This window comes from Nocardia veterana NBRC 100344, assembly GCF_000308855.1.
Taxonomy (GTDB): domain Bacteria; phylum Actinomycetota; class Actinomycetes; order Mycobacteriales; family Mycobacteriaceae; genus Nocardia; species Nocardia veterana.
On sequence record NZ_BAGM01000126.1, the window covers coordinates 86387 to 97969 of the forward strand.

An 11583-nucleotide genomic window follows, 5' to 3' on the forward strand; every position below is an offset into this window, starting at 1 on the left:
CCGGCCCGAGTTACGGCATGGCCAACACGACCTTTCCCTGCCCCGCGCTCTCCCGGGCATGCGAAAGCGCCGCCCGGAATTCGGCGAGCGGGTAGCGACCGGCGATCGGCAGGAGATCGCCACGCTCGGCCAGTACCGACCAGCACGTCGCGGTCGCCGCGTCGAGCGTCGTCGCGCTCACCCGATCGAGCCACGTGCTGATCGCGAATCCCTGCCAGTGCAGCGACTTGTACAGAATGGTCGACGCCGTGACCTCGAAGGGGCGATCGTCCAGCACGCCGTAGGACACCAGGTACCCGCCCGGGACGGTGCGCGCGATGAGAACCGTGGTGTCGGGCCCGCCCACCGGATCGAACACGAGGTGATAGGGCTCGACCCGGGTCAACGCGTGCTCCACCGTCGGACCGAGTGCGATGGTGGCGCCGGTGTGATCGATCAGCCGATAGCCGTCCGCTTCCCGGATCAGGCGTTCGACCGAAAGACCTTGCCGGGTGGCCAATTCGGCGAGAATCGACGCGACGACGGAGCGGCCGGCGGTGAGCAGCACCCGCATCCCCGGCCGGTGCACGACCCCGTCGAGCAGACCCCACGCCGTCAGGGGGTTCAGCGGTAACTGACAGGCGACCTCGTCGGGAATACGGTCCGACAGGTCGATGGGCACGGGATAGACCCGGGCCCGGGGTGCGACGGCGACCTGAGCCCAGGCGCCCGGACTGCGGAATGCCACCCGCCGGCCCGGTCGAACATCGCCGACGCCCGGACCGACGTCGGTGACGACCCCGACGCCTTCGAAGCCGGCGACCTGCGGGTACGTCGGCTGCACCGTGGTGTAGGCCCCGGTGACGAACAGTTCGTCGGCGGGCTGGATCACGCTGGCCGCCACCCGAATCCGCACCTCACCGGGTCCGCACGGCGGCGCCGTGGTCTGTGCCGGCCGCAGCACCTCCAGGGGGTTGCCGCGTTCGTCGAATATCAATGCCTGCATCGTCGGTCCGTTCGTCCAGTGGTCGACAGGTCTCCGGGGCCAATCCTGCCGAGCAGTGGTGATAGCGTCCAAGACTTGATTCGGATGACTTGATACTCGAGAGGTATCGGATGGAGTTGCGGCATCTGCGGTATTTCCTCGCGGTCGCGGCCTGCGAGAACATGACGCGCGCCGCCGAGCGCCTGCACATCACCCAGCCACCGCTGAGCCGCGCCATCCGCGAACTCGAGACCGAACTCGGGGTGACGTTGTTCATCCGACACAACCAGCGCATCAGGTTGACCGAGGCCGGTGCGGCGCTGGTGCCGGAGGCTCGATCGGCGCTCGAGCGGATCGACGGATTCGTCCATCACGCAGGCGAACTCGCCGCCGGACAGCGCGGTCGCATCCGGGTGGGTTATGTGGACGGCGCACTGCACGGCGGCATACTGGCAACCCATCTGCGCAATCTGCGCCGGCACAGTCCCGCACTGGTCGTCGACCTGGTCGCCGCGAGCACGGCAGCCCAGCTGCGGTCGCTCGCCGATAATCAACTCGATATCGCGTTGACCTATACGCCCGCCGAATGGCCGGACGGTGTCATCGGGCGGCAGCTGATGTCCAGCCCGGTGCTGCTCGTCCTGTCCACCGACGACGTGCTGGCGCACCGACCCAGGATCGGTCCCGCAGACCTCGACGGCAGTCCCTGGGTGGCATTGTCGCGAGACGACGACGCACACTGGCGGGACCGCTTCGTGCGCCGCTGCGCGGAGGCGGGATTTCATCCGGATATTCGTTACGAGGTGGCCCAGCTCTCGGCGCTCCTCGGGCTCGTCGAAGCGGGCGCCGGACGCGCCCTGGCACAAGAGATCTCGCTTCGGACGACGACTCCGGGACTGGTCTTCGAACCGCTCCCCTGGTGGTCCGGGACCGTCGACTACTGGGTGGCCTGGCGGGCCCGCACTCCCGCCCCGGCAGTCGAGCGGTTCCTCGAGGCGAATCAGCTCACCTGATGCCGGCCCGCGGCGTCCTGAATGCTCGACGGCCGGTCCCGGTAACGGTGGGAGCGGAACTTCGGCGCTGCGATGGAGCCTCGATGTCGTTTACGATGCTGGCGGCGGCATGGGTCGCCGGTTCAGGCAGTCTGTCGACGAGGGTGGTGCTCGGCGTGATCCGTCGAAATCGGTATCTGATGACGGGGATTCGAGTCGCGATGGCCGCGGTGCCGATGGCGTTGGCGCTCGGCTTCGCCGGTGCGGCGGGTGCGGTCGGCCCGGTCCAGCCCGGCGTGACGACCCCGGACGCGCCGGCGCAGTCGGACGAGCCCGCCGAATTGCGTTCGGCGACACCACAACAGGCACCGGCGCCGCGGTCGGCACCGCATTCGGCGCCGAAACCGGAGCAGCCGAAGGAGCAGCCGCCCGCACCCCGCGAGGTGCGGATCGGTGAATTCTCCGCTCCGGTACCGGAGGTCGTCCCGGATGCCGTGGTCGACGGGGTCAATCGGGCCACCGAGGGGCTCGAAGGGGCGCTCGCGCCGAACGCCGAGCACAAGTAACCGGCGCAGGAGCGATCGGAACAGCGTCCGGTCAGAACAGCGTCGGCTCGCCGAAGCCGGAGGTGCGTTCGATCTCGAGCAGGCGTGCCTTCGTCGCGATCCCACCCGGTGCGGAGAAGCCGTGCAGGCCGTGATCGGCGGCCAGCACCCGATGGCACGGGACGATGAGCGGTATCGGATTGCGGCCCAACGCCTGCCCGACCGCTTGCGCGGCCCCCGGCGCTCCGGCGCGGGCGGCGACCTCGCCGTAGGTGAGCGTATGCCCGGGATCGATGGCCCGCGTGATGTCGTACACCGCCCGATGGAATTCCGGCTGCGCACGATAGTCCACCGGGATCCAGCGGAGATCGTCGAGCGTGCCGGTCAGGTGCGCGCGAATCGCGGTCACCGCGTCGGCCATCACACCCGACGGCTCCACGTAGCGAATCCGTTCGGCCGGAACGGAACCCGAGCCGCGCCGAAGCGCCGGCAGATCCCGCCCGCCGGTCCCGTCGCGACCCGACTCGTCACCACCGGACTCGCCGCCGGGCTGTCGCCCGACCGCCGGCAGCCGGAACTGCACAACCCCCGCGTCGGTCCAGGCCACGGCGCACAGACCGATCGCGGTATCGAATTCGGCTACCGCTACCGAGGACATTTCGCCCACAGACATACCCCCAGTGTGCACCGTGGGTCCGACATGTCCGCTCACAGCAGTCCAGTTGACCAAAACTGGCCTGTGTCGCGGCGACTCACGGCAGGGGCCGACTCACGGCAGCGTCGGCCGCATCCCGGACCGGTCGCGCACCACACAGACCGACCGCCGGCGCAGCACCCCGAGAGCGCGATGCCGCGGCGCGGGCGACTTCGCCGCCGGGGCGGCCCAATCCGCCATCGGAGCGTGCGGCCGATACCGTTCGAACCGGGCGACAACGTGCCGACCCGGTCCGGTGGCGTAGCGGTGGGCGGCCACGAGAACGACCGCGGCGATCAGCAGAGCGGCGAGACCGGAGAACATACCCTCACCCTGCCGCCAGCTGGACTTGAATCAAATAGCCACTGCCCGGATACTGGCCTTTATGGCGATACGCGTGATCAGTGCTGCCACCCTCACCCGTGATCTGGGCCGGTGGCGGCAGGAGGAACCGGGCACGACCCGGCGCGGTGCGCGCCCGGCCTATCTGGCGCTCGCCGAGAGTATTCGCCTGCTGATCCACGACGGACGGGCGCCGCTGGGCATCGCGTTGCCGAGCGAACGCGATCTGGCGGCCGCACTCGGTGTCAGCCGCACCACCGTCACCTCGGCGTATGCGCTGTTGCGCGAACACGGCTACCTGATCAGCCGGCAGGGGTCCCGCAGTACCGTCGCCCTGCCCTCGGACGTCGCCCACGACGGGACCAAACCGGCCCGCAGCATCCTGGCCGTGATGTCGCCGACCGCGCAGCCCACCATCGACCTCACCTATGCCGCGATGTCCGCCCCGCCGCAAATGAGCGATGCTTATTCCGCTGCGCTGCAAGGCCTTCCGCTCTATCTGGGCACCCACGGCATGGATCCGGTGGGCGTGCTCCCGCTGCGCGAGATGCTGGCCCGCCGCTACACCGCCCGCGGCCTGCCGACCGATCCGGACCAGATTCTGGTGACCCTCGGTGCGCAGCACGGCCTTCGGCTGCTGTTGAACGTGCTCACCGCCCCCGCCGAACGCGTCCTGATCGACCACCCGACCTACCCCAACGCCATCGAGGCGATTCGCGATGTGGGCGCCCGCCCGGTGCCGGTGCCGCTGCGGCCGGAGCAGCCCGAGGCCGCCTGGGATCTGGACGGAATCCGCAGTGCCGCCCGGCAGACCGCGGCCAGCACGGCCTATCTGGTGCCGGACTTCAACAATCCGACCGGCTTGCTGATGAACGCCGAGGCCCGGGCCGAACTGGCGGCGATCGCCCGCGAGACCCGGATGACCGTGATCGTCGACGAATCCATGGTCGATCAGCAGCTCGAGGGCGAAACCCCGCCGCCCGCAGCGGCTTTCGCCCGCGGTTCGGAAATCGTGACGATCGGTTCGGCTTCCAAGTCGTTCTGGGGCGGCCTGCGGGTCGGCTGGATTCGCGCCAACCAGTCCTTGATCGCCAAACTCCTCGGCACCCGCTCCACGGTCGACCTCGGCACCCCGGTAATGGACCAGCTGGCCACCGGCTATCTGCTCGAACATGCCGACGCCATACTCGAACAACGCCGGGACCAGCTGCGCAGCCGGCGTGCGGCGCTGTTGGAAGCGCTGAGCGACGAGCTTCCGGACTGGCAGGCGAGCCCCGGCTGCGGCGGCATGTCGATCTGGGTGCAGCTGCCGGCCCCGGTCTCCACCGCCCTCGCCGCCACCGCGCCCAATCACGGCGTTCTGCTCGCCGCGGGTCCTCGCTTCGGCGTCCAGGGAGCCTACGAGCGCTTCCTCCGGATTCCGTTCACGCACACCGAATCAGACCTCCGGATAGCGGTGAAGTCGATCGCGGCCACCTACGCGTCGCTCACCCCGCACGCCACCGATCCACTCGGCCCACTCACCTGCTACTGAGCCCGAATTCTTCGTGCGAACCTCGCGACGATTTCCGGGTTTCCCGCTTTCGCCGGAGGTTTGCGCGAATAGTTCCCGGTTAGAGCCTCAACTCAGGATATCGTGCCGGACGATGGTCTCGTCCCGGCCGGGGCCGACGCCGATGCAGGACACCCGGGCGCCCGAAAGTTCCTCCAGCCGTTCCACGTACGCACGCGCGTTGGCGGGGAGATCGTCGAAGGTGCGGGCGCCGGAGATGTCCTCCCACCAACCGGGCATCTCCTCGTAGATCGGCTTGGCGTGGTGGAATTCGGTTTGCGTGGTGGGCATCTGCTCCACCCGCTCGCCGTCGATCTCGTAGGCCACGCAGATCGGCACCCGGTCCAGGCTGGACAGCACGTCGAGCTTGGTCAGGAAGTAGTCGGTGATGCCGTTGACGCGAGTGGCGTAGCGGGCGATGACCGCGTCGAACCAGCCGGTCCGCCGGGCGCGGCCGGTGGTGACGCCCACCTCGCCGCCGGTCTTGGCCAGATATTCGCCCGACTGGTCGAACAGCTCGGTCGGGAACGGTCCGGAGCCGACCCGCGTGGTGTAGGCCTTGAGGATGCCGAGCACCGTCGTGATCTTGTTGGGTCCCACGCCGGCGCCGACCGCCGCGCCCCCGGAAGTCGGATTCGACGACGTCACATACGGATACGTGCCGTGGTCGACGTCGAGGAGGGTGCCCTGCGAACCCTCGAGCAGAACCGTCTCGCCCTCTTCGAGCGCGCGGTTGAGCAGCAGCCGGGTGTCGCTGATCCGGTGTTTGAAGCCCTCGGCCTGTTCCAGCACCTCGTCGACCACCTGCTGCGGGTCCAGCGCACGGCGGTTGTAGATCTTGACCAGCACCTGGTTCTTGAATTCCAGTGCGGCCTCGACCTTCTGGGTGAGGATCTTCTCGTCCAGCACGTCGGCGACCCGCACGCCCACCCGGGCGACCTTGTCCTGGTAGCACGGGCCGATACCGCGGCCGGTGGTACCGATCTTCTTGTTGCCGAGGAAGCGTTCGGTGACCTTATCGATGGCCACGTGATAGGGCATGACCAGGTGCGCGTCGGCCGACAGCAGCAGCCGGGAGGTGTCGACACCGCGCTCTTCCAGGCCGGCGAGTTCGTCGAGCAGCACGCCCGGATCGACGACCACGCCGTTGCCGATCACATTGGTGACCCCGGGGGTCAGGATGCCGGACGGGATCAGATGCAGCGCGAAGTTGTCCCCGTTCGGCAGCACAACGGTGTGACCTGCGTTGTTACCACCCTGGTAGCGGACCACCCATTGGACACGGCCGCCGAGCAGGTCGGTGGCCTTGCCCTTACCCTCGTCGCCCCACTGGGCGCCGATCAGCACGATTGCCGGCATGGGAGTCTCCTACGGTTTCGACACGCAGCATCGGCGACGCTGCAGCTACCTGCCGTTTCCGAGCTCTACGACGACGCTCCCGGGGCCTACGGGGGTCACGCAGGCTACCTCCTCCGGGCCGGTCGCTCGCCTCGAGTGGCGGTGGCCGGGAGGTCAGTCTAGTGGATGCCACCGGGATGCCCGGACGGCGGAGGGCGCGCCGAGCGCCCGAGCCGATTACAGTGGCCTGCGGAGGCGTCCCGGCAGGGGTGCGCCCGAAACGCAGCGAGGGCGATGGAGTTGACAGGTCCGAGGAGGGTGTTCGGCAGTTGAGTACTCATGTTCTCCGCTGCAACGGCGCCCCCGTGCCCATCGCGCTCGCGTCGCTGCCGACCACCCAGACCACGGCGATTCCGGACACCGCCGAACTGGATGAACTGCTTCCGGTGCTGGCCGCCGACAACCAGCCGCGGCTGATCGTGCTCGGCGAGGATGCGGGTCTGGCCGCGGTCCTCACCCATCTGCTGCGCACCGAGCGGCTCGGGGTCGAAATCGGCTATGTGCCGGTGGATCGCACCTACGGTTCGCGCGCATATCAGACCGGCACCGGATCGCACGCCGCCAAGCGCGCCCTCGAGGGCCGCGCCGAAGAGACGCCGCTGATCCGCGACGACACCGGCACCGTTCTGGTCGGCCGGGCCACGATCACCGGACGTGAGGGCGGCAAGCTCGAGGGCGAGGCCTACGTCGACGAGGTCCGCCTGTTCACCGGAAAGGTTGCGGCACTTCATGTTTCGCCGACGCTGGAAATGCCCGGCGTGCGCGCGACGGTGCAGCGCGGCTGGGGTAAGAAGCGGTGGGTGGCCGGACGCGCCGTGCAACTCGGATCGCCGGGTGCGGTGGTGACGCGCGACGGGATCGCGACCGACCGCACCGTGCCGCGCTCGAGTTTCTATCGGCATCACGAGCCCTGGTTGCTGGTGCGATGATCAACGATCGCACCGGCGCGTGGGACCGGCGCCGGGCCGTGCGGCCGAGCCCGGTGTTCCTGCTCATCGTGGTGATCACGGCCCTCGGCGCCGCGCTGGCCTGGGACGCCGATCCGCTCTCCACCCGCGCCAAGGCGGGCGTTTTCGTCTTCGTCGTGGCGGGCTGGATCCTGAGTGTCTGCCTGCACGAATTCGGTCATGCCTATACCGCGTGGCGGGCCGGGGACCACGAGGTGCAGATGCGCGGATATCTGACCTTGAATCCGGTGAAGTACAGCCACCCGCTGCTGTCGATCGGCTTGCCGATTCTGTTCATCGCACTGGGCGGATTCGCCCTACCCGGCGGCGCGGTCTATCTGAACACGCACAATTTCTCGGCCCGCACCCAGCGCTCGATCAGCGCGGCCGGTCCGGCGGTCAATGCCGCCTGTGCGGTGGTGCTGCTGGTGATCGTCCGGTTCTGGGGTTCCACCCACACCCACGCGGCGTTCTGGTTCGGACTGAGCTTCCTGGCATTTCTGCAGATCACCGCGACGATCCTCAATCTGCTCCCGATTCCGGGCACCGATGGATACGCGATCGTGGAGCCCTCGCTGAGCTATCAGACCCGCCGATCGCTGGATCAGGTCAAGCCGTTCGGATTGCTGCTGTTGCTGGCGATTCTGTGGGTGCCGGAATTGAATCGCGTCTTCTTCGATGCGGTGTACTGGGTCTTCGAATTGTCCGGAGTGCCGTCGAGTTGGGCGGCGATGGGCAGTTATCTGACCCGATTCTGGACCTGAGAATTCGGCGGGCACGCCCGAGTTCCGTTCGATTCGCCGGCGAACAGGAACCGGGCGGCCCTCTTCGCGACGGAGCGCCCGCCCCCTACCCGGTCGGCCGCACACCAATCGGCCGCACGTCGCACCCGTCGCGAAGATCTCCGACCGCGCCACCCCTCGTCGACGCGGTCACCACAAAAGTTACGAGCCGGAAGGCCGCGCGGCACGAGTAGTGCACTACCCGATCGCGCGGGCCGTGCACGCGCACCGGCGCACGGGCTCCCGCGCTTCGCTCCCGGGCTACTGCAACGGGCCTGTGACGCAGCCTGATTCGACCTGTACGCAGCCGGCGGCGGCGGAACACATACGGCCACGGGCGGATCCGGCCCTCACTCCTCCGGAGTCACGTAGGGATGCCGCACCGTCGGCGGCAGGAGTGCGATCGCCGACAGTCGCTTCACGCCGCACACCTGCATCAGATCGACCACGATGGAGCGCAATTGGGCGAAGACCACATGCGCCGACAGGCCCGCGCCCTCGACCAGATCCTTGGTGGCGCCCTTCGCGACCCGCCGCAGTACCCGCGTCGCCTCGGCGGCATCCGGTTGTTCCCCCGGCTCGGCGACCATATAGCGGCGTACCACCTCCACCGCCTTGCCCAAATCCTCGACCTCGGCGATCATGCGCGGGTCGAGGATTTCGTCGTCACGCACCAGTGTCAGGGCACGTCGCAGCAGCACACGGGTGTTGCGCACGGCGTTGTCGAGCGGATCGACCGCGGCCCGGATCGCCTCGAGCCGGGGACGCGAATTCCAGTACAGCGGCGAAATGCGGCTGACCTCACGACCACCCTCCACCGCGCTGCGCAATCCGTCGATCTGCGGTTGCGTGCCCCGCACGGATTGCAGTGCGGCCCGGACCTTTTCCGCGTCCTGCTCGAGCAGTCCGTCCGCGCACCGGGTCAACGCGGCGGCCAGCACACCCAGAATATCGGCGGCCTGCTGACGCGCGCGCCGAACCGGATGCAGCGGGATCGCGGCGACCACCACGACGCCGACCAGACCGCCGACCAACGCGTCGACCATCCGATTGAGGCCGCCACCGGTGTGCGGCGGCATCAGGGTCGCGACCAGAACCGCCGAACTGGCGGCCTGCATGGGGATGACCGCCCCGCGATCGAGGAAGACCGCGATCGCCATCGCCACGCCGACCACCAGGGCGATCTGCCACGGCCCGGTGCCCACCCGGCCGATGAAGAAGTCACCGATGCCGATGCCGACGGCCACGCCGCCGACCAATTCCACCGACCGGCGCAACCGAGCTCCGAACGACACCCCGATCGAGATGACCGCGGCCATCGGCGCGAAGAACGGCTGGGGATGACCCACCAGCCGGTGGGCGATGAACCAGGACAGAGCCGCACCCACCGCACACTGGAAGATCGGGAGCGCGGACCGGCGCAGGCGCAGCCAGCCGTTGCGCATGCGCTGTTTACCGCTGTCGCGAACCGCATCGACGGTGATGGCGGTGGCGAACCGTTCCGTGCCGGCCAGACTCAGTCCAGACCGAGTTCGCCGGCGGCGCGGGGATCGCAATCCTCGAGCAGATCCAGGCAGCGGGCGTATTCGTCGTTCTCACCGATCGCCTGCGCGGCGCGGGCCAACGCTCCGACGCTGCGCAGGAAACCCTGGTTGGGCTCGTGGCTCCACGGCACCGGGCCGAATCCCTTCCACCCGTTGCGGCGCAACAGGTCCAGGCCGCGGTGGTAGCCGGTGCGGGCGAACGCGTAGGCGGCCACCACATCCAGGTTCACCTCGGCCGCACCCTCGCTCGACGCGTCGATGCCCGCCCGCTCGAGGGCATCCTCGGCCAGCTGCGCCCAGGCCACCGACGCCGTCGGATGCGCGGCAGCGACCTGCACCGGGTCCTGATTGTCCAGCAAGGCCTGTTCGGCCTCCGCGTTTTCGGGAAGCAAAACCGGCTGCGGTCCGAGTAGATCGCCGAAGGAGGTCATGGGCTTCATTGTGCACCCCTTTGCTTACGCGTCCGCTGCCTCCTCCGGGCCATACCCCATTAGGCTGGCCGCCGGAGACCAACAGTTGACGACCGACAGCTGATACTGAGCAAGGGGTAGCGCGTGTCCGACCCGAACGACGACCAGAAGCCGCATCCGGGCGCCTCCGGCGACCGTCCGCGTCAGGCTGCCCCCGGTGCGGGTCCCGGCCGCCCGGCGAATCCTGGCCGCCCCGGCGGACCGGCTCCCGGCAGCGGGCCGGCCCCTTCCGGTGGTTCCGATGCCGGGCAGACCCAGCGGATCTCCCGCGATCAACTTCCCGGCGCCGCCGCCCCGACCACTCCGATGCCGTCACCATCGGCGCAGACCCAGATCATCCGCACCGACGCGAAAGTCGCTGCGCAGCAATCCGGCTCGGCCGCGGCTTCCGGCAACTCCGCCGAGTCCGGCCGTTCCGGCGGCCAGGACGCGCGCACCGAAGGCGACCCGAGCTCGGGTAGCCCCACGCCGGCCGGGCCGGCAGATGCGGAAACGGTCGCCATTCCCAAGTCCCAGGACAGCGGACCGGGTTCGCGGGCCGAGGACGCGAAGTCGGGCGCGGCGAAGGCACCGGATGCCACCGGCTCCGGCAAGGCAGGCGCAGCCGACGCGGAGAATCGGCCGGCCGACGAGGCCACGGCGGTCCGGGGCACGACGGACACCGCAGAAGCACGCCGAAACCCCACCGAAGCTGCGGAGGGCGCGGAGCCGAGCGGCACCGAGCGGTCGGCGGATCCGGGTCGTGCGGCGGCCGCCGGGCAGAAAACCACCGGCGGGGAGGCCTCCTCACCCGACTCCCCGGCGGGTGCGAAATCAACCGGATCCCCCACGGTGGCGAACGACGCCACGACCTCGGACTCGGCCGATTCCGCAACCACTGCGGCGACCGGCGCCCCGGCCGGTACTGCGGCGCAGCAGGAACCGAGCGGCTCCCAGGACGCGTCGAGCCCCGCACCGAGTGGCGCCGCAGCCCCGGTGCGCGGCGGAGACGAGACGAAAACGGTTGCGCTGCCGAAGGTTTCGCCGACCGGATCCGGATCGAAACCGCAGTCCGGCGCCGAGAGCGGCACGGGCGCGAAGTCCGACGCGAAATCGGAAGCGCCGCAGCATGTGCCGTCGGTGTCCAACCCGTCCGACGACGCGACCACGGTGCTGCCGATCCAGAAACCCGATCCGGCCGCGACCGAAAAACTCCGCGCGGCCCCGGGACAGCAGGGTCCGGGCGGGCCGAATGCGTCCGGCGGCCGGGGCGGGCCGGGTACGGCGGCCGGAGCCGCGGCGGCGGGAGCTGCCGCCGGTGCGGCGGGACCGAAGGCCCCCGGTCAGCAGGGTTCCGGTGGGCCGGGACAGGGC

The 11583-nt window shown here is 69.4% G+C and carries 12 protein-coding genes; 6 read left to right on the forward strand and 6 right to left on the reverse strand.

What is annotated here, in order from left to right; all coding sequences use genetic code 11:
• Nucleotides 1–10: 10 nt before the first annotated feature.
• A complete protein-coding gene (locus tag ON37_RS31165) occupies nucleotides 11–985 on the reverse strand; it encodes an alcohol dehydrogenase catalytic domain-containing protein (protein ID WP_051031997.1) in 975 nt (324 codons plus the stop codon).
• Nucleotides 986–1095: 110 nt separating this feature from the next.
• On the opposite strand from ON37_RS31165, the gene ON37_RS24620 reads away from it, so the two are divergent.
• The gene (locus ON37_RS24620) at nucleotides 1096–1977 is read left to right on the forward strand and encodes a LysR family transcriptional regulator (protein WP_051031998.1); all 882 of its coding nucleotides are present in this window, start codon (nucleotides 1096–1098) and stop codon (nucleotides 1975–1977) included.
• An 83-nt stretch (nucleotides 1978–2060) separates the two neighbouring features.
• Nucleotides 2061–2522 (forward strand): hypothetical protein, encoded by a 462-nt coding sequence (locus ON37_RS24625; RefSeq protein WP_157171573.1) that lies wholly within the window; start codon nucleotides 2061–2063, stop codon nucleotides 2520–2522.
• Nucleotides 2523–2553: 31 nt separating this feature from the next.
• On the opposite strand, the gene ON37_RS24630 is transcribed toward ON37_RS24625, so the two are convergent.
• Nucleotides 2554–3159, reverse strand: coding sequence for a methylated-DNA--[protein]-cysteine S-methyltransferase (locus ON37_RS24630; RefSeq protein WP_040722694.1), 606 nt, complete (start codon nucleotides 3157–3159; stop codon nucleotides 2554–2556).
• 111 nt (nucleotides 3160–3270) lie between these two features.
• Complete coding sequence (locus tag ON37_RS24635) at nucleotides 3271–3519, reverse strand: hypothetical protein (RefSeq protein WP_040722667.1); 249 nt, start codon at nucleotides 3517–3519, stop codon at nucleotides 3271–3273.
• Nucleotides 3520–3580: 61 nt separating this feature from the next.
• Between ON37_RS24635 and yczR the strand changes: the two genes are divergently transcribed.
• Nucleotides 3581–5071, forward strand: a complete 1491-nt coding sequence (yczR, locus tag ON37_RS24640; protein WP_040722669.1) for a MocR-like transcription factor YczR — start codon at nucleotides 3581–3583, stop codon at nucleotides 5069–5071.
• Nucleotides 5072–5158: 87 nt separating this feature from the next.
• On the opposite strand, the gene ON37_RS24645 is transcribed toward yczR, so the two are convergent.
• A complete protein-coding gene (locus ON37_RS24645) occupies nucleotides 5159–6448 on the reverse strand; it encodes an adenylosuccinate synthase (RefSeq protein WP_040722670.1) in 1290 nt (429 codons plus the stop codon).
• A gap of 308 nt (nucleotides 6449–6756) precedes the next feature.
• Here ON37_RS24645 and ON37_RS24650 point away from each other — a divergent pair, with 308 nt between their 5' ends.
• A complete protein-coding gene (locus tag ON37_RS24650; protein WP_040722671.1) occupies nucleotides 6757–7416 on the forward strand; it encodes a hypothetical protein in 660 nt (219 codons plus the stop codon).
• On the forward strand, nucleotides 7413–8198 hold the full coding sequence (locus tag ON37_RS24655; protein WP_040722672.1) for a site-2 protease family protein: 786 nt from the start codon (nucleotides 7413–7415) through the stop codon (nucleotides 8196–8198). The genes ON37_RS24650 and ON37_RS24655 overlap by 4 nt, the downstream gene beginning before the upstream one ends.
• 368 nt (nucleotides 8199–8566) lie before the next feature.
• Here ON37_RS24655 and ON37_RS24660 read toward each other — a convergent pair whose 3' ends face one another.
• Complete coding sequence (locus ON37_RS24660) at nucleotides 8567–9661, reverse strand: FUSC family protein (RefSeq protein WP_051031999.1); 1095 nt, start codon at nucleotides 9659–9661, stop codon at nucleotides 8567–8569.
• A 71-nt stretch (nucleotides 9662–9732) separates the two neighbouring features.
• On the reverse strand, nucleotides 9733–10191 hold the full coding sequence (locus ON37_RS24665; protein WP_040722696.1) for a DUF3151 domain-containing protein: 459 nt from the start codon (nucleotides 10189–10191) through the stop codon (nucleotides 9733–9735).
• A 123-nt stretch (nucleotides 10192–10314) separates the two neighbouring features.
• On the opposite strand from ON37_RS24665, the gene ON37_RS24670 reads away from it, so the two are divergent.
• Nucleotides 10315–11583, forward strand: a 1269-nt coding sequence (locus tag ON37_RS24670) for a hypothetical protein (protein WP_040722673.1), incomplete at its 3' end; no start/stop codon positions are given.